We start from the raw sequence: 19,709 nt of genomic DNA, 5'->3' as shown, positions 1-19,709 counted from the left end.
TCTAGTTTCCCTTTTTAAGAAAAGCCCATAAAAGGCCGGTTTCTTTTTCGTTTACCGTAATGCCTTCTTTTTGCGCTTCAAAAGTGTATTCCTGTATAAGCGGTGTTTTGCCCTTTAGGGTAATTAAGGCAAGGCCGTCTTCCCGTACCAGATAACAGGATTCTGTGGAGCGGCCTCCCCCGGATCGAATACTGGCCGTCCCGTCTGTCCTGAATTCCAGGGATTTTGCTCCTCGGGACTGCAGGTTCCCCGCTTCTACATTCCACTTCCCGGCAAAGGGGTTTGTCCCGTTTTGTTCCGGTGCGTACCCAAAGAAATCTTCTTCCCTGGCTATCAGCTCGTGGGGAATTTCCGAAAGCCGGGAGTATAGCCATTCGGTTCCACCCCCGCTTGTTACCTTGATGGCGCCTGTATTTAGGACAGCAAACGAATACTGCTTTATGTTAGGAGAGCCGCCCATCAATGCACCGTAGGTGATGAGGGTGTCCTTATAAATATAGTAGGAATACTCATCCAGAAACCGGAGCCCGCAGCAGTGGGTACTTACAGTGGTGAAATTACCGTCGGCAGTAAAATTATAGACAGCGTCCCCTGCCTGCCAAACTCCGATAAAGGGATTCCCGGGGAACATGCCTGGCGATGAAATAGCGTTTGACGAGACTGCTTTTTCTGCAGCAGGGGCTGCTGCAAGGTTTGCAGTCAGCGCGAGACAGAATATACATCCTGCGGTTAACGGAAATATCCGCCGGACGGTTCTTTGTTTCATCGCCAATCTCCTTTTGCCTTTTTTATAAGCCGGTTTATACCGGGTTTATCCTTACCCCAATATCCACAGGCGGGGCATTGAATAGGCTTGTGGTTACAATGCCGTCTATCTGGGTTTTTACGTACGCGCCTGCATTTTCCGGTTTGATACCCCCGGCGGCAAGCAGGGTTACCCCCGGAAATTCTTTCTTTAACAGCTTGGCTGCTTCTCCCAAAGCTTCCGGGGGCAGCTTGTCAAATTGTATGCCATCGGCCCCGGCCCGGCAGTATTGGCGTGCTTCATCGTAGCTTTCCGCTTCCACAAGAATTTTCTTTTCGCAGCACTCCCCCTTTAGGGCGGGCATTTTTTTGATAAGGCCCTCGGCGCCGCCAATAAAATTCAGGTGCTGCTTGAATATCAAAATGGTTTCGGAAATTCCCAGCCGATGGGGAACAGCCCCGCCTGCGAGAGTGGCCTTGACTGCAAGCTTCTTGGTACCAGGGAACCCCTTCCGGGTAGTAAGTATGGCTATCCGGGGGTTATATTTCCTCGCTTCTTCCACCATGTGCCGGGTTAGGGTAGCTATCCCCGAAAGGTGGTCCAGAATGTTTTGCGCTGCCTTCCATGCCATAAGAAGCTGTTCTGCTGCCCCGGTCCCGGTGATAAGGACCGAGCCTGCGGCTGCTTTTTGACCCGACGGGGTACAGTTTTTGGTTTCGATGCCCAGATACCGGAATATTCGAGCTGCTTCTTCAGTTCCGCATATCACTATATTTCCTCTGGTAAAGTACTCTATTTGTCCTCTTTCCCTGCCTATACCCAAGGCATGACTTGTTAAATCAAAGTAGGGTACATCCTCAGAGATAAGCCGACCGATTTCTTCGTCAGTAATAAACACGAGTTTCTCCTTGGTTAGCTACAAGGACAATAATAGGTTTTATTATCAGTGTCAAGCTGTTTTGTTTTGTTTTATACAGTTTTGTTTTAAACTAAAATGGTTTGTCTTGGTCTTGTATGGGTATTGGGGATTTTGGACAACGTGCAATCCGCACCCCAGATACCTTATCATGAAATTCAGCGTAAAATATGCCGTTCTTGTGTTTGAACAAATAAAAAGACCGGTTAGCCATACCCCCCTTCTGGAAAGGTTTTACTGTAACCTTTCCCATCAGTTTGGAAGTAATAGCTCCGGTCTTCCGGTGGTTGAGGCTAAAGCCACCACCATTTTCATTGTCGTAATTCCTTATAACATAAAGAATTACAAAAATGAGCCGCACGGGATTCGAACACGTGACCCACGCCTTAAAAGGGCGTTGCTCTACCGACTGAGCTAGCGGCCCAGGGTTTTGACAAATTATCAAATATAACCAGAAAAGTCAAGCCCGATGGATTTGGCTATTGCTCTAATAACGGAAAAGAAGGCTAAGATCCAGGCCGTAAACGGGCTGGATGCCCGGGTCAAGGCCAAGTTCCTTGCCGCGAATGGCGAAATCCAGGGTCATAAAGGTAAGATCCAGGCCCAAGCCGAAGCTTGGAAGGGCGTCGGTTATGCCCATGCGAAAGCTCAGGGCATTGAGGACAGTGAGTTCAAGGCCAAGGCCCACGTTCAGGATGGGGTTCCTGGGGATCAGGGACGTGAGGTCAAGAATGTCACGGTAGTCGGCCATGACGGTAATGCGGGAAATATAGCGATCTATGAATTCGCTGCGTATACGGTACTTCATCCCCACATCAAGGCGGCGCCTTACGGTCGCATAAGAGGATCCGGAACCCGACGGGCCGTCGCGGTCGGTAAAGGCTGAAATCGAGTCATAGGGGGTCACGAGGACCGGCGAATAGACGTCATAACAGGCTATGGCCGCGGCAAGGTTTTCACGGAAAGTGTAACGGACGCCAAGATCGACGCCCATGCCGAGGTAGGTTCCAAAAGGCTGATCAGTAGGGTCTTCCAGAAAAGACCCAACATCAAAAATGGGGGCTTCCAGTTTTAAGTCGCCCCGGAAAAAGCCCTTCCCCAAAAAACCCGCATCCAATAAATGGCTTCCGTTTTCTATTATTCTGAAGGAATAGCCCCCGACAAGGAGTATTTCACCGGCTACCATGGGCCGTATTTTAGTCCCGCTTATCGCAGCCGTGGATTTAAGGCGGTTAAAAATACCCAGCCCCAGGCCCCGGCCCACCCATCCCAGGGCCAGAGGGCCGCCCAATTCGAAGCCGGCGGCAAAACCCGCAGGGCCTATGATGCCCGAAAGATCCAGGCCGTCCAGGGAACTTGAATTCGTCCTGAAAAGGTCTATGAGCTCCAGCACAGGCCCGTAGGTTGATATGGACAACTCGGCAGCGCTGAATTCTTCCTCAACATCGACAAATGAAGCGGGGTTGGTGAAAAGGCTGTAAAAATTATCCCCCAATGCGGCATGGTTCCCCCCAAGGCCGGCGAAACGGGCCTGGGGCATCACAAAAGGCTCAATAGTATCCCCCGCAAGATGCAAGGCAGGGAAGATAATGAACAGGGCAAGGATAACAGCGGGGCTTGGCCGGTGCATGGATACTCCTATAAATTTCATTGCAGGTTCCCTTATGGGTGGACATAGTCATCGGGAAGCAGATGCAACCCGTCCAGGAGTTGCCGTAAGGGGCCGTTGTCTTCAATTGTATCATAATCTATGGCAGCTACCAGAGCCAATGCAGCAGCTAAATTTGCCGACGATTCCGGATCGTTTATGTTTTTGGGATCAAAATCGTTGATATATGCCTCCGGGTCATCCTGTTTGTTCAATTCGCCCGCCAAAAGCATGGCTGCAGCCATGGCCAATTCATCAGGGTTCGCATTGGCAGTAAAAGCGTCAAAGGCCGGATCGGGAGTAGGCGGATAGGTAATAGGAGGAGGGGGAGGAAGTATACCCATCAGGGTTTTGCATGATGCGTCCAGGTTCTTCATGTCATGGATGGCATCCAGGACGAGCTTTTTGGCATTGTCTTCGTCAACGGTGACCAGCTTGTCAACATTGTTCAGCACTGCCGACCCCATGCCAGTGGCATTGACGGCGGCTTCAAGGGCAGCGGTCTGCAGGGCTGTTTTTGCGTCTCCTGTGGCATTCTTGGCCGCATCCTCGATTTTCTTAAGCACCGCAAGGGACATATCAGGGTTGTTCTCGGTCATGGCAATGAGCTCATCTACATTGCCCGTAGTTACTGCGGGAATGATATTGTCAGGATTCCGGGCCGCCCAGGGCGCCAGGGATGTGGAGAAGAATTCTGTGCAAGATACGAACAGCCCGCCCCATATCAAAACCACGCCAAGAATGGGAAAGACCCTGGGGATTTTTACCTTTGCCAAACCAGAACTCCTTTGGAAAATTTCAAACAGATTTTCCTCCTCTATATCATATTACTTTTATCCCCACAACGTCAAATCGTGATTCGCCCTTCGCCGCCTTCAGGATGCGACAGCGTATCGAAGCCCCCCCTTCAATCTTCTCTCCGTCAAGTGGGATGAGGGCCTTAAGGTAATTGGCTGTAACTCCTGGCATAAAGCCCGGCGTCTTGCCCTGATCGGCTTCGGCTATGAACTCAAGCTCCCTGCCTATCCACCGCTGGGCATAGGCAGCTTTCCCGTTGCGGGCCAGGGCCTCAAGCCGGGCAGCCCTCTCCCCAGCCTCCCGTTCGCTCACCCGACCCTTAAAATGCCAGGCCGCTGTCCCGGGCCTCCGGGAAAAGGGGAACGCATGAATCCAGGCGAAATCGGCCTCCCGGCAGAATTCGAAGGTTCTTTCAAAATCTTCAGGGGTCTCCCCAGGGAAGCCCGCTATAATGTCACAAGCCATGAAGGGATCGTCCCTGGCTTCCCGAAGCTGCCTCAGGCCTTCCTTTGCTTCCGCAGGGGTGTAATGCCGCCCCATGCGGGAGAGCACGGCCCCGCTTCCCGACTGAAGGGAAAGATGAAAATGGGGCCTTACCCGCTCATGGGAAATCGCCCTGATAAAGCCAGGCGGGAAAACTTCAGGTTCTATAGAAGAAAGCCTTATGGCTATGGTTTTGGTCCCTTCAAGGAGATATTCGAGAAGCCCCCCAAGGCCCTGGACAGCTTCATCCTTGTATTGGGAAATATTCACCCCCGTAAGCACCGCCTCCCCAAAGCCCTTGTCTTCAAGGGCCTTGAGGCTTGCCAGGGCCTCCCCGGCCGGGAGGCTCCGGCTCTTCCCCCGGGCAATGCTCACCCTGCAATAGGCGCAGGAATTGTCGCAGCCATCCTGTATCTTGACGAAGGCCCGGGAGTGGAAGGAAAACTCCGCAGGGCTAAAACGGAACGAGGCGTTTTCGGGGCTGCCCTTGCCCAGCCAATCCTCTGTCAAAGATTGATAAGAAGCCCCCTCCCCTGCCCCGGCCAAAAAGCCGGGCAGATCCAGTATGGCGCTTTTGCTGTCCCCGGGGATCACAAAAAGCCTACCGCCCTGCCTGTCCTCCCTACCCAGGGCTTCCAGGGCTTTTGCCTCGAGCTGGGCATAGCAGCCTGTCACAATGAGGATGGCCAGAGGGTTGTCCCGCAGACACTTGCGTATCACGTGCCGGGCCTTCTGCTCGGAGTGGGAAGTTACGGTACAGGTGTTTACGATGAGTATATCAGCCGAATTTTTGCCCGGCGACTCTTCCCCGCCTTCCCCCCAGGGGATAAGGGCGAACCCTGCCTTCCGGAAAGCATCGGCTATGGATTCGCTTTCAAGCTGGTTGAGTTTGCAGCCCAGGGTATAAAGAGCAACGGAAGGCATCTCGCTTAGCGCACCGCCATGGCCTGGCGGACCCGGTCAAGCCCGCGGCGGGCATCGCTGAGCTGGGCATCCAGGGAAAGAGCCTTTTCATAGGCGGCAACGGCCTCGCCATAATCAAGGGCATTTTCCCGGGCATAGGCCAGCCTGGTCCACCAGGCAGCGCTGCCCGGCGCCCAATGAACCGCCGTGGTCAGGGCAATGTCCGCAAGGCGGAAACGCCCCAGGCGTATGTAGATTTCCCCGAGGAAGTAATAAACCGTATCGATGCGCTGGCCCTCTGGCGCCAGATTGATGTATTCCTGAAAGAACGAAAGGGCCTCGCTGTTCCTGCCCTCGTAGTAGCTTATCTCCCCCAGGACTTCGATGATCCTTGCGTCATAGCGGGAAATATCCCGCCCTGCCTGGGCATAACGCTGGGCCTCGGCATAACGGCCCAGGCGCACAAGGCTCCAGCAAAGCACCACATGGGATTCAAGGTTTCTAGGGGCGTCCCTCAGCTCTTCCCTGCATATAGCGACCGCCCGCTCAAAATTGCCGGCCCGGTATTCCTGGAGCGCGTCGGGCCTGGTTTGGCCTTCGACACTGAATATCCAGGACAGAGCAAAAAGGAGGGCCAGAAGCTTTCTCATATCCTTGGATTTCGTTCCGTCATATTGCAGCGGCCGTTAAAAAGGCAGCCTGTTTCCATAAAGATTTCAGGAGCTGTCACGTTCCCCGACAGCTTGCCGGTAATGGTCACTTCCACCTTCTCGGAGGCTGTCACATCCCCCTTCACCGACCCCCGGATAATCACCTTGGAGGCGTTGATATTGGCCTCCACCACCGCTTCCTCATCCACCACCAGAAGCCCCCGGGCAATGATATCCCCGGAAAGCCTTCCCCTGATCAGGAAGGGCTTTTCAAAATTGAGCACCCCGTGGAATTCAATATCCTGAGCCAAAATGGTGTCGAAATCCTCGTCCTCAAGCACGTCGTTGTGAACATCCGTCATAAGGAGAATTTAGCCTGACAGGGGGATAGGGTCAAGGGCTTGGCAGGGCCAGCACATATAAATAAAAAGTCCATGGATTACGCGGATTAGCATGGATTTTATAGGTGATCTCTTTGCCTTAATCCGTGAAATCTATGTAATCCGTGGGTATAACAAAGAAAGTCCGTAAATCCACGAATCAACAACCCTGCGGCAAGCTGCGGGGTATGTTGTTCTCTTAAGGAATTGGACTCGGGGGTTAGCAACAATTTACGCCAAGCCTTATATTGTGCGCAAAACGCCCGCAATGCTGAAAATTTCCTTACTTTTTTTGTAATTTATTACGAAAAATTGTTGCCTCAGGGGAAAAATTTAGTATATTATAACCATGAAAAACTTTTTGACAGAAAAAATGGCGGTTGATGCCGCCGGAATCGGGACGGATCCCAAGGACGCCGAAAAAACAACGGGCCCTGGAGCAGCAAACAGCGAAAAAGCGATCAGAGGCGTGTTCAGCCAGGAGACGGCGGAAAGCATTACCGCCCAGTTAACCGAGGCCATGAACCTGTTCGCAAAATTCGGCAACACCTTTACCCCCCACGACCGCTTGCGCCTGATTGGGGCGGGGATCAAGAACTGGGGCTTCATCCAGACCAGTTTCAGCCATGCGGGGGTAAACCCCCAATTCGTGCCGACCTTTCTGGATATGGCCGAATTCAAAGGCGCCATTGACGACTTTGAGCGCAAGCGGGCATTGCTGACCCTGATCCGGCAATTTGCCAAGATCGTTTCCGACAGCATGCTCAACGACAGCGATGCGGCCTATCACGATGGCGTTGATTACTACAACTATGTCAGGGAAGCGGCCCGCCGTCGGGTTCCCGGCGCAGAGGCGGAGCATGAGGTGCTAAGACCCTACTTCAAAAGGGGCAAGCGTACCATAATGGACGAACTCAACCACCGCCAGACAGGGCTCAGGAACACTGCGGAAGGATAACGTTCCTCCGCATAGAGAGCCTTAATAACCAGGGGCAGGGGAGATTGGCATACATTGTGCCGGTCTCCCTTTTTTTTCAGCACCCTTTAGCTTTACCCGATTATACCGTTCTTAAAAAAACCCAAACATATCCTTAAAAACACGATACAGGTCTTGAAATTCATGAAACCCTTCAATAAAAAGGCGACCCGTGACATGAGCAACCTGATCCGTCTCCTGGAAATCATCATACCTGATCCTGTAAAACAGGAAATATCCTGAAATTCATCCAAAGGGTCATAAAAAAGCACGAGACGGATCATGGGAAACAGGAACGGATTATGAAAATGAGGCAACGGATGCTGAAAATAATGATATGGCGCCTTTTTACAAGCAGGAACACCAGGCGCCAAATCTGTCTATTCAATTTCCGCCTAAAGGGTTATAATAAAGCTTGAAAAATTTCCCTTAATAAGGAGCGGATAATGGATTTTATAAAAGAGATGAAGGCCAAGGCAAAGGACAAGCAGAAGAAGCTGGTGCTGCCTGAAGGGACTGAGCCAAGGACCATAAAGGCTGCCAGGATCATTGCGGACGAGGAGCTGGCTTCTTTGGTGACCCTTTTGGGAAGGGAATCGGAAGTGAAGAAGATAGCGGCCCAGGAGGGGGTGGACCTCTCGGGGGTCAATATCATCAACCCTGAGAGTTCCCCCCAGCTGGAGAAATACGCAAACACCTTCTACGAGCTTAGGAAGCACAAGGGCATGACCCCGGAGCAGGCCAAAACCGATATGCTCGATACCAACCGCTGGGGCGCCATGATGGTGTACCTGGGCGAGGCTGATGCCCTGGTTTCGGGAGCCGAGCACCCCACTGCCGATGTGCTCAGGGCGGGCCTTACCATTATCGGGACAGTGCCGGGGGTTAAGACCGCCTCTTCCTGTTTTGTCATGACCGGCCTTGAATCTTCCTGGGGCGTGGACGGGGCGCTCATTTTTTCCGACTGCGCAGTGGTGCCCGATCCTACTGCGGAACAATTGGCCGATATTGCCGAGAGCGCTGCCCTGTCATGCAGGGAATTCCTTGGCGCGGACCCTGTAGTGGCCCTCATGTCCTTCTCAACCAAGGGTTCGGCAAAGCACGATGACGTTGCCAAGGTGCAGAACGCGGTGAATATCCTCAAGGACAAAAAGCCGGACTTCCTTTTTGACGGCGAGCTCCAGGCGGACGCGGCACTGGTTCCCTCGGTCACCGACAAGAAAGCCCCGGGCAGCCCCATCAGGGGCAAGGTGAACACCCTGATTTTCCCGAATCTTGGGGCGGGCAATATCGGCTACAAACTGGTGCAGCGTCTGGGCAAGGCAGAGGCTTTCGGGCCTTTCCTCCAGGGTTTTGCAAAGCCCATAAGCGACCTTTCACGGGGCGCATCGGTAGACGACATTGTCGTTACCTGCGCGGTTACACTCTCACGGACAAAATAGCAAAAAGGGTTTCCCCGGCTCTTAAAAAGCTTGCCCTGGCTGCGGAGGCAGGGAAAAGAAGGGACTACCGGAAAGCGGTCAAGATTCTTGGGGAGCTGATCTCCGAATCCGAGGCGCCCCCCGAGGCATGGCTTCTTTTGGGGCGATCCCTCCATGCGCTCAAAGACTATTCCCGTGCCTTGGCAGTATTTGACGATTACCTCAAGCTGAGGCCGAGATCGAGCCAAGGCTATCTCTTTGCGGGCCGCACCTACCTCACCCTGGGGCTTCCCTACAAGGCAGTGCCCCTGCTCAGGAAGAGCCTCGAATTCAATCCGGGCGATCCCCAGGTGATGGCTGTCCTGGGCATGGCTTACCTCAAATCCAAGCATTCCCAGGCAGCGGTTGATGTATTCCAGCAGGCAGTGGAAACCGCCCCCAACGACAAACGCATATACCGGGCCTACCTCAACGCCCTCCTTGTGCGGGGCGTAAGGCTCTGCCATAACGAGGAATACGACCTGGGCGCCCAGATGCTCCGCTTCGTGCTGGAAAACGGCGGGGCCGACGGCCCGTACCTGAGGCTTGAACTGGGCAGAGCCGCCAGGGAGCTTGGCAATATGGACGAGGCCCTGGAGCACTATTCCCAGGCCCTTAAATTTGCCCCCAACGACAGGCGCATACGCTGGTCAAGGGCTTCTGTGTTCATGGCCCTGGGAAATACCGCAGAGGCCACAAAGGAAATAGACCGCATCAGGCTCAAGGAGCCGGATGTTCCCGAGCTTCCCTGGAACAGCGAACTGGTGGATATCTTCATGATCCGCTCCTTCCTTGACGCAGGGGAATGGCGCAGGGCGGCGGACGCCTCCAGGGACTGGCTCCGCAGCAGGGAAGACAACCCCATGGTTCACGCCCTCTGCGCCGAAGCCATGAGGAACCTCCGCAACTACGAAGCTGCCCACAACCATCTTTTGCGGGCTATCGAAGCCGAGCCTGACGAGCTTGAATTCTATTATGCCGATATGCTCGTGTCCTGGGAGGGCAAAGATTTCAAAGCCCTGAAGCGGGCCTTGCGAGGGGCTAAATCCCTTGGGGGCGACGAGAACCTCATAAAGCGTTTCACCATACTCCTCGAATCCTGCACTTCCCAGGATGACCAGAAGATCCTTGCCCTGCTCCAGGATGCGGTTAGGAAGCTGGGGCCCGAGCCTGAACTCATGTACGCCCTTGGGGTTGCGAACCTCAAAATCGGCCTCCTGCCCCAGGCAATGGGCTGGTTCGAAAAGACCCTCAACCTAAAGCCCGATCACGAGGAAGCCTGGCTGGGCAAGATCGCGGCCCTGGAAGCCCTGGGACAGGCCTCGGGTCAAGCCCTGGGACAAGCTCAGGAAGAAACCGATCCGGAGGCCCTTGAAGGGGCTTATAAGTCCTATCTTGAACGTTGGCCTGACAACTTCAATATACGGCGCGAGCGGGCCCTCTTCCTCATTCGCATCTGCAAATACGCTGAAGCGGCTTTGGATCTTGAAAAACTCCTGGCATGGGAGCCTTCCAATCCCAGCTTAAGGCGGGTTTTGGCCTACGCATACCGCAAAACAGGCCGCTATAGGGATGCCGCGGTCTTCCTCAAGGCATTGCTCAGGGAAAAACCCAAGGACATTGAGCTTCTTGTGGAGTATTCCGGCTGCCTGGAGCGGACCGGGGCGGTGCATTTCGCGGTAAGCGTGCTGGAAAAGGCATGGGAGCTCTTTGAAAACTCCCCCGAAATAGCTTTGGCCCTGGGCATACTTATGTTCAGGCAAAAAGAGGTTGAGAAAGCCTTCGATTACCTGCGCGAAGCGGCTGCTCTGGACAAGAAAGATCCCAGACCCTACGAGTGGATGGCGGTGATTGCCCGGAAGAACGGCGATCCCGGCGATGGCAAATACTACGACAAGGAAGCCCAGAAAAGGCGAAAGCAAAAAACTGGAAAAAACGCTTGAAAAATTCATATTATTCATAAATACCTGTTGCCGAATTCTGAAAAAAAGCTTAGTATAAAGTTGCTAATGCATAAATAAAAGGAGGAAAACATGGCTATTAAAGCGATGGACTTGTTCGAGGCTTTTGCCCAGGAGAAGCTGCCCAAGGATAAAGCGTATATCGTTTCGTCCTTCATCAACGGAAATACCGGTTATTCCATATACGAGGTTATTTCTTATTCAGGAGTGAAGGCTATCTACCCCGACGGGGCGGGCTTGACCTTCCAGTCCAGCGGTAAAAAGCTGCACCTGCTCCTTGAACCGGCGTCGTATCCGCAAAAGGGCACCGAGCCTTACCTGAGGGACAAGACTGACCAGATCCCTCTCCGCTTCAGCGAGCTTGATCTTATCACCGCAAAAAACCAGGTGAAGATCTATATCGGGAAAAAGCCCAACGATTCCCTCTCTTCCTTCACAATCGCAAAGCCCTCGGGCTTTAATGTTTCCTTTGTGTTCTACGATCTGCCGGATCTTTATAGCACCATGGCCCTTTTCTTCGAGAAGTCCTTCAACAAGGATGCGGGTGTTCCCCAGGCTGATGCCAAAAAAGCTTCCGAGAAAGTGGCGAAGACCCTCGAGGCCACCATGGCGTTCAAGGCGGACTTCGGAGACTGATTATCCTTTTCTTCTGTTATTGGCTATGGTCACAGCCATGGCGATAGCGTCCAGAAGGCTTTCTTCGTTGGCTTCGTTCTTGCCGGCCTTGTCAAAGGCAGTGCCGTGATCGACCGAAGTCCTGATGATGGGGAGGCCGATGGTAGTATTGATGCCTGAGACCTGGGAAAACAGCCCTGTGGCAGGATCCATTTTAAATCCGCAAAGTTTTAGGGGGATATGACCCTGGTCATGGTACATGGCCACCACTATGTCAAAAGCCCCGCCCAGGGCTTTTACAAAGACCGTGTCAGGGGGCACAGGGCCTGTGACATCGAGGCCTTCTGCCCTGGCTTTTTTAATCGCCGGGATTATGCTCTCTTCTTCCTCTTTTCCGAACAGGCCGTTTTCGGAGGCATGGGCATTAAGGCCCGCTACCGCAATCCGCCTTTTTTCCTTTCCCATCAGGGTTAGGGCTTCGCCCGCAAGGCGTATCACTGCGAGGACACGCTTTTCGGTAATCAGATCACAGGCCCGGCGCATGGACACATGGGTGGTAACATGTATTACATTGAGTCCCGTGCTGCCCCCCGCGCTGAGGAGCATGCCGTAATCTTCTGTGTTGGTATAATGGGCGAAGATCTCCGTATGCCCTGCGAATTCATGGCCTGCAAGATGTATCGCTTCCTTGTTGATAGGATTGGTAACAACCGCGGCGATTTCGCCTTTCATCGCAAGGTCAATTCCCTTGACCACATATTGAAAGGCAGCTTCCCCTGATTTGAGCCCCAGAGCGCCAAAGGCATAATCTCCTTTTTGGGAAATAATACCGCAAGGGAAATAATCGACTGTGCCCGGCCTGCCCTGGGCATCCTCCGGGGCAGAAATCTTATTAAGCGTAAATGTTTTATGTGTTACTTTTAGTGCGTCCTCGATAACCAGGGTGTCCCCGATAAGCACCGGAACGCATTCTTCGTAAACCTCATTATGGGAAAGGGCTTTAATGGCGATTTCAGGGCCTATGCCCGCAGGATCTCCCAGGGTGATGCCTATGCGGGGCCGCCCATCGCTGTTGTTTACCATAAATTCCCGTCTTTGTCAAAAGGCCAGGCTTCCGGGGGGGCAAGAATTTCAAGACGAGGGTTTTTCTCCGCTTCCTGCTTCATCCCCTCGGATATCCAAATTTCGCTGGTATGGACGCTGTCGGGAATGCGGATGATGCGGGGCTGCTGTTTATCAATACCGTTGCAGGTTCTTACCGCAAGCTGCACAGCCTCGCGATCAGTGTCAAGGATGCAGGGGATGCGCGCGAAGTCCAGAACTGTGGCAGTAATTGCGTTGATATAGGTAGCCTCAAAATCGATTTTATTAAAAAGCCGCCTTGTGGTAGTGTGGGCAATCCCGACGCCAAAGGCGGCCCCGTGGGTTGCGTCGGTCAGATCAAGGATAACCGTGCGCTGGGCTTTAAGGCCCCCTGAAACATAGGGTGTGCAGTGGTTTGCCCCGGTTATATTGGGGTCCATGCCGTCTCCCGAAATATCTTTGCCTATGCGGTCTACCACAAGCACATCGGCTGAATCGAACTGGATCAGGGGCAGATGGGATCTGGCTTCTTCAAGAAGCAGAGGCTCCCGGGTTTCGAATTCTTCAGGCTCCAGGGCAACAATTTTATAGGTTTCGTAATAGGCATTTTCCAGAATCCCCAGGCCCAGGGCTATGGGGGCGTTCTTAAGTATGCAGCGGGCAAAGAGGGGCATCATGCTGTGCATATGGCCAAAGCCTTTTTCATGGCACATATCGGCGCCTTCCCTTTTCCCAAGGCCTATGGTCATCATCTTCATAAGGCCGCTTTCGTAGGTTCCCCTAAAATCCGTATGGGGTTTAATCCTGCCCGACACAATTATGGCGTCCGCTTCCGCGGCATTGCGGTCTAAGCGCACCCCGTGGCCTTCTTCGCTTTTTCCTATAACCACGGTTTCCATGGACGACACAATGGGGCAGCCCACAAAATCCTCGGTGACGCCGTAGCCTTCGATGAGGGCTCTTTGGCCCTCGGCAGTAGCCCCGCCATGGCTTCCCATGGCGGGGATTATAAAGGGATGGGCGCCCCTGGATTTTACAAAACCTGCAATGCTTTTTATAATGAGGGCGATATTGCTGATACCCCTGCTGCCGCAGGTAATGGCAACCTTCATGCCCGGTTTGATGCGGGCAGCGATGCGGGGCCGGGACAATTCCGCCAGGACAGCTTCGTTGATGCGGTCCGCTTCGATCTTGTCAGTATCAAAAAGCTGCTTTACCTTGAGCATACGGGGGAGCTTTATCTCATTGCACAATTTCGGAATAATGTTATACATAGACCTACCTTTCGCAATTCTATAGATTGAGGCCCTTATGTACAAGTTATTGATCCTGGCAGACGATCTTACTGGCGCCCTGGACACAGGGGTTCAGTTTTCCCGGGCAGGAATCCCGACTGACGTATACCCCTTCCCAAATTATGCAGAAGGAAAAAACAATCCTGGGGCAGAGGTATTGGTGATCAACACCGATTCCCGCCACCTTCTCCCAGCCCAGGCCAGGGAGCGAATTTTTACACTGGCCGGATTTGCCCGGGGCATCCCTTTTGTGTATAAAAAAACCGATTCCTGCCTCCGGGGCCATATTGGCTGCGAGCTTGAAGCGCTGATGGAAGCCGGAGGCATTGATTTCCTGCCCTTCATACCCGCATACCCCGATCTTGGCAGGACCACTGAAGCCGGCCGCCAACTCCTGAACGGCACCCCCATTGATCAAACCCCCATGGCTCGCGATCCCCTAAACCCCATAGGCTCAAGCGCCGTACAGGACATCATAGCCCAGGAATCAAATCTTCCTGTCATTTCCATTCCCCAGGATGGCTCACTCCCAGGGGGAGAAAAAAGGCGGGGTATTGGCGTATTCGATTGCAGGGAAAATAGCGCCATGGACGCCATTGGCGATTTGCTAAAAAAAGAGGGGCTTCTAAAAGCAAGCGCAGGCTGCGCAGGGTTTGCCAGGGTGCTTATGGCCTTGCTGCCCCTTGCACGCCAGGAGATTCCGGACACCCACAGCCTCATTCCGAATCCTTCCCTGCCCCTGCTCGCGCTTTCAGGCAGCCTCCACCCTGCTTCAGTTGAACAGATTGAGAAGGCGTCTTTAAGCGGTGTGCCCCTCGTAAAGATTTCTTCCGCCATGCTCATTGATTTCCGGACCGAATCAGAGGAGGCAAAAAAATTGGCAGCAAAAGTGCGAACCCATCTGAAAAATGACAAATCCTGCATAGTCTCTACCAACGGGGATCTTCCCAGGACTCAGGACAGCCTTTCCGCCGGAAAAATCGCCAAGGGCCTTGCGCGATTTGCTGCTTCTGCAATACGCGGCTCAGGGGAACTCAGCGTTTCCGTTTTCGGAGGCGACACCCTCCTCGCGCTTATGGAGGCACTCTGCATGGATCGCATCACCCCCCTTGCCGAGATAGAACCGGGCGTGGTTTTAGCCAATGCCTGGGGAGGCGAGGGCAAAAGGATGACCATTGTTGCCAAATCAGGGGCCTTCGGTTCTGAAAACTCCCTTGTCAATATCATCTCGTACCTGAGGGCTTAAAAAGATTTGTTCAATCCGGAGCAGGGCCAGCTTTTTGTCGATTCCCCCTGCATAACCAGTGATGTTTCCCGATGAGCCTATGACCCGGTGGCAGGGAATGAGTATGGAAATGGGGTTATGCCCCACGGCGCCTCCCACAGCCCTGGGAGAGGATCTCTTTTCCGCCTCAAGTTGCGCCGCGATAGCCCCATAGGTGCTGGTTTTTCCATAGGGGATTTTCAAAAGTTTGTTCCACACCCTTCTCTGAAAAACCGTTCCCCAGGGGTTCAGTTTAAAATCAAGTTTCGGGTTTTTCCCTGCAAAATAATCGCCCAGCCAGCTGTCCAGGGATTTAAAAAGCGGATAATCGGATTTGTCAATCCATTCTGCCGTTTGGCAGGGATAGTATTTTTGATTAAAAAACCATAATCCGGTCAAGGCTTCGTTTTCCGCTGCCACGGTTATCGGCCCCAGGGGCGTCTTTAAGGTGCTGGTATAAATCATTGACCAATTATACAACAGGAAAAGGGAAATACTAGCCATTTTCGGACAGAGGGCTCGTATTTACAGAAATCCAATGCTATGCGATTATTGCATTATTATGGAAGGAAAGGATCTTAAGGTTGAACGCATAGCCCTTTTCTCTTCGGGGGTAGGGTTTTTCAGGCATTCGGGCAGCATAGAAAAAGCTGCATCAATTAATTTGCCCTTCAGGGAGGATGCGGTCAATGATGCCCTCAAGTCCCTGGTTGTGAACGATCCTGCATCGGACTTCCCTACGGTGAGCTACTCATCCAAAGAAGCTTTGCGGCAGTCATTGAAGAGCCTTAAAATCGACCCTTCAGGCAGCGATAGTATCGCGGAGCTTCTCAATTCAATGACCGGAGCTGAAATCGAAGTGTCAGTGCCGGGGCCGATCACGGGGCGCATTCTCAGTACCGAATACAGGGAGGCCCGCCCCGGCGAAGCCTATGAGCTCGGGGAGAAACCGGTGATTCAGAACGCGTGGCTTACCCTGGTTACCGGCCAGGGGATCAAATCCATTGCGTTAAAAGATATAGCCTCTTTTTCTTTCAAAGATGAAAAAATAAACGCCGACTTAAACCGGGCGTTGGATCTCATCCTTGGGGCCAGGGACAAGGACAATGTGAACCTCCTCCTTTCCCTGACCGGGGAAGGGAAGCGAGAAGTGTCCCTCAGCTATGTGATCCCCACGCCGGTCTGGAAGGTGGGCTACCGCCTTGAGCTTGCGGGCAGGCAGCCAATGCTCCAGGGCTGGGCTATTGTTGACAACGACAGCGATACCGACTGGGATGGCGTCGAGCTTTCCCTGGTCACAGGCAGGCCGGTTTCGTTTATCCAAAACCTCTATGCGCCATACCGCACGGACAGGCCCGAATTGCCCCTGGCCATCGCGGGCATTGCCAAGGCAAGAACCTACGAATCGGGGACTGAGGCAGCCGATGCATACCCTTCATTCTCCAGGAGAAGGTCAACAGTCAGGGAGGATATTACTCAGGCATTTGCATCCGGCGGCATGAAAGAAAACAGTATCGCTTCCAACTACCTTGGTAGTTTTAATAGCGAAACGGATGATGAAATTGAGGACGAAGATGTTTCCGGCGGCGCTGTAGAAACCGCCCAGGCCAGGGATACAGGCGACCAGTTCGAGTTTACCCTCAAGCGGCCGGTGAGCCTTGCCAGGCGGGGAAGCGCCATGTTCCCCCTGGTAGAAGCGGAAATCGAAGCCGGCAAAACCCTGGTATTCAACGGCGTCGAAGCCAGGGAAGGCGGGACATTGCATCCGGCTATCAGCGTTGAGCTTGTCAATACCACAGGGATGAAACTGCCCGCAGGCCCCATTTCGGTCTATGATAACGGGTATGCCGGGGATGCGCTGATCGAATTCTTCCCCGAGAATGAAAAGCGCATCATCTCCTATGGCGATGATCTTACTGTATCGGGAAGCCTTGCCTGTTCGGAAGAAAAGGCGATAACCGGCGCGGCCATTATCCCGGGATGCCTGCAGATAAAAAAGCGATATGTTTACACAAATGCCTATACAATAAGAAATGCATCGTCGGAATCAAAGAAACTCATCATCGAGCATCCCATTGCTTCCGGGGCAAAACTCTCTGAACCTTCCTCGTATGATGAAAAAACATTTACGCTTTACCGCTTTAAAATGGAATTAAAGCCCAACAGCGAAACTGTGTTCACTGTAAAAGAAGAAAAGCCCGTATCCGCATCTATAATCCTTAACAGGGGGAACAATACCAGTCTCCTTGAATATTCGACTACCGGGGGATTCCCGGAAGATGTATGCGATTTCCTCCGCAAAGCAGCGGATCTGAAAGCAAAAGAGGAAAATGCCACTGTAGAAAAGGAAGAGCGTGAAGGCAAAAGGGAAAAGCTCATCGAAGACCAGGAGAGGGTGCGGAAAAACCTTGAGTCCGCCGGAAGCACAAGCCCCCAAGGGCAGAAGTACCTTAAACGCATGGATGGCATCGACGAAAAGATAGACTCCCTGGATGAAGAAATTTTAAGCCTGGAAAAGAAGGCCCAAGCCTCGCGGGAGGAATTCATCAAATTTGTGGGGGAAAGCGAGCTGAGGGAAATATAGGCATTGGCCTTGCCTGTGCGGCGCACCGGGTATATCTCCGATTTTATATCATTTTTCTCAATAAACTCCATTATCTCACGAAAAAAAAAGTTGACAGACTGAAAGAACGGGTGGATAATTATATAAGTTTTATTCTAAATTATCCTAGGAGGGAATTTTGAAAACAGCAAGAAAAATCATTTCACTCGTCATCGTTCTGATGGTGGTCTGCGGCGCATTGTTTGCGTCCGGCAGCCAGTCGGGCGCCGCACCCGCAGCATCGGGCAGCAGCGGCGCTGTTTCGGTGGATACGCTCCCCCGGAAAGAAACTCTTTACTATAACGGCCTCCAGTGGGGCGCCCCCGGCGGGAACAACCCTTACGGGAACAGCAACAACGCCTTTATCGGCGGCGAGCGCCAGCTCCAGTTCGAAACCCTGTTCCTCTACAACATGCTGGACGGCAAACTCTATCCCCAGATTGGCGATTCCTACGCCTGGAGCGGCCAAAACCTGACGGTAAAGCTGAATCAGAACGTCAAATTCAGCGACGGATCGGCCCTGACAGCCGCGGACGTGGTAAATTCCTTTGTCCTGGCCCAGAAATACTCCATTGCCGCCTCGGGCTATTGGGCATATCTGGACAGCGTGAGCTCCACGGACAACTACACTGTAGTGTTCAAGGGCAAACCCTCAAACTTCAATCCCAAATACGTTGAAGCCGCCATTTCCGCCCATCCCATTACCTCCAAGGCGTATTGGGACAAGCAGAATCTCTCAAGCGATCCTTCCGCCATGATCCAGTTCGTAGGCTGGGATGTCATCGGGACGGGCCCTTATCTTCCCTACTTCCATGATGACACCAAGATGGTAATCGTCAGGAACGATAACTATTGGGGCAAACATGCTTCCCGCTATGGAAAGCTTCCCACACCCAAATACGTGGCCCACAATGTGTATAAAGATAACACTTCGGGTGATGAAGCCTTCAGGGCCGGACAGGTTGATATGTCCCAGCAGTTCATCACCCAGGTATGGCGCATTTGGGAAAGCGGCGCTCCGGTAGAGACCTACATACCTCAGGCCCCCTACTACTTCCCCGGCGTTATCCCCATGATCATCTTCAATACCACCAAGCCTGGTTTGAATGATCCTGCGGTACGCAGGGCTATTGCCATGTCCCTGGACTACGACATGATCGGAACCAACGCCATGTCAGGCTACACTGCCAAGATGGTGCCTTCCCTCATGCTCCCTGTTCCCGCAGAGCAGGCCCTCATCGACACCGAAGCCCTGAAACCCTATCAGTGGTCGGGCGTTGATATTGCAGGAGCTAACAAGCTTCTGGATCAGGCCGGCTGGGTCAGGGGCGCTGATGGTATCCGCGCTAAGGGCGGAGTCAAACTTTCTTTCAAAGCTGAATGTCCCTATGGTTGGGCGGACTGGAACGCTTCTCTCGAAGTAGTGGCGCAGTCGGGCCGCGCTTTAGGTATGGATATCCAGACCTATTTCCCCGAATCCCCCATTTGGCAGCAGGACAAAGACAACACCACCTTCGATATTCTCATGGACAGCCCCGGGGGTACCGGCGCTGCTTCTCCCTGGACCAGGGCCTATGCAGCCATGGGTTCCCAGGATATTCCCCCTGCCGGGACTCCCAACCGGGTACAGAACTGGGGCCGCTGGGTGAACCAGGAAGCCAACCAGATCATCAACCAGCTTGCTTCCGAGACTGACGCCGCCAAGGTTAAGCAGCTCTGGACCAGGCTCAATATCATCTATCTCCAGGAAATGCCCACTGCCGGCCTCATGTACCGCCCCGGCCTTTTCCACACAGTGAATACCTCCGTATGGACAGGCTTCCCCAAGATCAACGACGGTTCCAACATTCCGCCCACGATTTGCTGCGATGGTTACGGTATCAAAGCCCTCTATAACCTCAAAGCAAAGTAAGCCAACTTAGAATCTGTA

Annotated in this window: 17 protein-coding genes and 1 tRNA gene; 7 read left to right on the top strand and 11 right to left on the bottom strand. The window is 53.1% G+C overall.

Translation table 11 applies throughout. From position 1 onward, the window contains the following. Position 1 precedes the first annotated feature (1 nt). The 8 genes from TREAZ_RS05475 to TREAZ_RS05435 all read right to left on the bottom strand — a co-directional run bounded on the left by TREAZ_RS05475 (position 2) and on the right by TREAZ_RS05435 (position 6,505). Complete coding sequence (locus tag TREAZ_RS05475) at positions 2-766, bottom strand: hypothetical protein (RefSeq protein WP_015710818.1); 765 nt, start codon at positions 764-766, stop codon at positions 2-4. 34 nt (positions 767-800) lie between these two features. Further along, on the bottom strand, positions 801-1,643 hold the full coding sequence (gene modD / locus TREAZ_RS05470) for a ModD protein (RefSeq protein ID WP_015710817.1): 843 nt from the start codon (positions 1,641-1,643) through the stop codon (positions 801-803). Between the two features lie 369 nt (positions 1,644-2,012). Beyond that, positions 2,013-2,085 (bottom strand) — tRNA-Lys (locus TREAZ_RS05460). A gap of 63 nt (positions 2,086-2,148) precedes the next feature. Beyond that, positions 2,149-3,312 (bottom strand): hypothetical protein, encoded by a 1,164-nt coding sequence (locus TREAZ_RS05455; RefSeq protein WP_015710816.1) that lies wholly within the window; start codon positions 3,310-3,312, stop codon positions 2,149-2,151. A gap of 11 nt (positions 3,313-3,323) precedes the next feature. After that, positions 3,324-4,085, bottom strand: coding sequence for a hypothetical protein (locus tag TREAZ_RS05450; protein WP_015710815.1), 762 nt, complete (start codon positions 4,083-4,085; stop codon positions 3,324-3,326). A gap of 46 nt (positions 4,086-4,131) precedes the next feature. Further along, positions 4,132-5,514 carry a tRNA (N(6)-L-threonylcarbamoyladenosine(37)-C(2))-methylthiotransferase MtaB gene (gene mtaB / locus TREAZ_RS05445; protein ID WP_015710814.1) on the bottom strand — a complete coding sequence of 461 codons (1,383 nt, stop codon included), beginning with the start codon at positions 5,512-5,514 and terminating at the stop codon, positions 4,132-4,134. A 5-nt stretch (positions 5,515-5,519) separates the two neighbouring features. Beyond that, positions 5,520-6,143: a tetratricopeptide repeat protein gene (locus TREAZ_RS05440; RefSeq protein WP_015710813.1), complete on the bottom strand. Its 624-nt coding sequence runs from the start codon at positions 6,141-6,143 to the stop codon at positions 5,520-5,522. Beyond that, on the bottom strand, positions 6,140-6,505 hold the full coding sequence (locus TREAZ_RS05435; RefSeq protein ID WP_015710812.1) for a bactofilin family protein: 366 nt from the start codon (positions 6,503-6,505) through the stop codon (positions 6,140-6,142). Before TREAZ_RS05435 ends, TREAZ_RS05440 begins: the two co-directional genes overlap by 4 nt. Before the next feature lie 367 nt (positions 6,506-6,872). Here TREAZ_RS05435 and TREAZ_RS05430 point away from each other — a divergent pair, with 367 nt between their 5' ends. The 4 genes from TREAZ_RS05430 (at position 6,873) to TREAZ_RS05415 (ending at position 11,556) form a co-directional block, all read left to right on the top strand. Continuing rightward, positions 6,873-7,481: a hypothetical protein gene (locus TREAZ_RS05430; protein ID WP_015710811.1), complete on the top strand. Its 609-nt coding sequence runs from the start codon at positions 6,873-6,875 to the stop codon at positions 7,479-7,481. A 464-nt stretch (positions 7,482-7,945) separates the two neighbouring features. Beyond that, the gene (gene pta / locus TREAZ_RS05425) at positions 7,946-8,941 is read left to right on the top strand and encodes a phosphate acetyltransferase (protein WP_015710808.1); all 996 of its coding nucleotides are present in this window, start codon (positions 7,946-7,948) and stop codon (positions 8,939-8,941) included. Further along, entirely contained in the window at positions 8,887-10,902 is a 2,016-nt protein-coding gene (locus tag TREAZ_RS05420; RefSeq protein WP_342632993.1) for a tetratricopeptide repeat protein, read from the top strand. Before pta ends, TREAZ_RS05420 begins: the two co-directional genes overlap by 55 nt. Before the next feature lie 90 nt (positions 10,903-10,992). After that, positions 10,993-11,556 (top strand): hypothetical protein, encoded by a 564-nt coding sequence (locus tag TREAZ_RS05415; protein WP_015710806.1) that lies wholly within the window; start codon positions 10,993-10,995, stop codon positions 11,554-11,556. Here TREAZ_RS05415 and pdxA read toward each other — a convergent pair whose 3' ends face one another. Together pdxA and TREAZ_RS05405 are read right to left on the bottom strand one after the other, a co-directional pair. Further along, a complete protein-coding gene (pdxA, locus tag TREAZ_RS05410; protein WP_015710805.1) occupies positions 11,557-12,618 on the bottom strand; it encodes a 4-hydroxythreonine-4-phosphate dehydrogenase PdxA in 1,062 nt (353 codons plus the stop codon). Beyond that, the gene (locus TREAZ_RS05405) at positions 12,612-13,892 is read right to left on the bottom strand and encodes a nickel pincer cofactor-dependent isomerase, group 22 (RefSeq protein WP_015710804.1); all 1,281 of its coding nucleotides are present in this window, start codon (positions 13,890-13,892) and stop codon (positions 12,612-12,614) included. The genes pdxA and TREAZ_RS05405 overlap by 7 nt, the downstream gene beginning before the upstream one ends. Before the next feature lie 37 nt (positions 13,893-13,929). Between TREAZ_RS05405 and TREAZ_RS05400 the strand changes: the two genes are divergently transcribed. Then, positions 13,930-15,159, top strand: coding sequence for a four-carbon acid sugar kinase family protein (locus TREAZ_RS05400; RefSeq protein ID WP_015710803.1), 1,230 nt, complete (start codon positions 13,930-13,932; stop codon positions 15,157-15,159). On the opposite strand, the gene TREAZ_RS05395 is transcribed toward TREAZ_RS05400, so the two are convergent. Further along, a complete protein-coding gene (locus TREAZ_RS05395) occupies positions 15,100-15,642 on the bottom strand; it encodes a methylated-DNA--[protein]-cysteine S-methyltransferase (protein WP_001899333.1) in 543 nt (180 codons plus the stop codon). The genes TREAZ_RS05400 and TREAZ_RS05395 overlap by 60 nt on opposite strands. A gap of 97 nt (positions 15,643-15,739) precedes the next feature. Here TREAZ_RS05395 and TREAZ_RS05390 point away from each other — a divergent pair, with 97 nt between their 5' ends. Both TREAZ_RS05390 and TREAZ_RS05385 read left to right on the top strand, forming a co-directional pair. Continuing rightward, positions 15,740-17,761: a DUF4139 domain-containing protein gene (locus tag TREAZ_RS05390; protein ID WP_015710802.1), complete on the top strand. Its 2,022-nt coding sequence runs from the start codon at positions 15,740-15,742 to the stop codon at positions 17,759-17,761. 157 nt (positions 17,762-17,918) lie between these two features. Then, positions 17,919-19,691, top strand: a complete 1,773-nt coding sequence (locus TREAZ_RS05385; RefSeq protein ID WP_015710801.1) for an ABC transporter substrate-binding protein — start codon at positions 17,919-17,921, stop codon at positions 19,689-19,691. Positions 19,692-19,709 lie beyond the last annotated feature (18 nt).

This window comes from Leadbettera azotonutricia ZAS-9 (genome assembly GCF_000214355.1).
Classification (GTDB): Bacteria; Spirochaetota; Spirochaetia; order Treponematales; family Breznakiellaceae; genus Leadbettera; species Leadbettera azotonutricia.
This window is presented reverse-complemented; position numbering and strand designations above follow the sequence as displayed.

Bases quoted from the DNA above. Each gene is read 5' to 3' on its own strand.
- TREAZ_RS05440 (WP_015710813.1), bottom strand. From the start codon at position 6,143: ATGAGAAAGCTTCTGGCCCTCCTTTTTGCTCTGTCCTGGATATTCAGT.
- TREAZ_RS05435 (WP_015710812.1), bottom strand. From the start codon at position 6,505: ATGACGGATGTTCACAACGACGTGCTTGAGGACGAGGATTTCGACACC.
- TREAZ_RS05390 (WP_015710802.1), top strand. From the start codon at position 15,740: ATGGAAGGAAAGGATCTTAAGGTTGAACGCATAGCCCTTTTCTCTTCG.
- TREAZ_RS05405 (WP_015710804.1), bottom strand. From the start codon at position 13,892: ATGTATAACATTATTCCGAAATTGTGCAATGAGATAAAGCTCCCCCGT.
- TREAZ_RS05415 (WP_015710806.1), top strand. From the start codon at position 10,993: ATGGCTATTAAAGCGATGGACTTGTTCGAGGCTTTTGCCCAGGAGAAG.
- mtaB (WP_015710814.1), bottom strand. From the start codon at position 5,514: ATGCCTTCCGTTGCTCTTTATACCCTGGGCTGCAAACTCAACCAGCTT.
- TREAZ_RS05455 (WP_015710816.1), bottom strand. From the start codon at position 3,312: ATGAAATTTATAGGAGTATCCATGCACCGGCCAAGCCCCGCTGTTATC.
- TREAZ_RS05475 (WP_015710818.1), bottom strand. From the start codon at position 766: ATGAAACAAAGAACCGTCCGGCGGATATTTCCGTTAACCGCAGGATGT.
- TREAZ_RS05395 (WP_001899333.1), bottom strand. From the start codon at position 15,642: ATGATTTATACCAGCACCTTAAAGACGCCCCTGGGGCCGATAACCGTG.
- TREAZ_RS05400 (WP_015710803.1), top strand. From the start codon at position 13,930: ATGTACAAGTTATTGATCCTGGCAGACGATCTTACTGGCGCCCTGGAC.
- pdxA (WP_015710805.1), bottom strand. From the start codon at position 12,618: ATGGTAAACAACAGCGATGGGCGGCCCCGCATAGGCATCACCCTGGGA.
- TREAZ_RS05430 (WP_015710811.1), top strand. From the start codon at position 6,873: ATGAAAAACTTTTTGACAGAAAAAATGGCGGTTGATGCCGCCGGAATC.
- pta (WP_015710808.1), top strand. From the start codon at position 7,946: ATGGATTTTATAAAAGAGATGAAGGCCAAGGCAAAGGACAAGCAGAAG.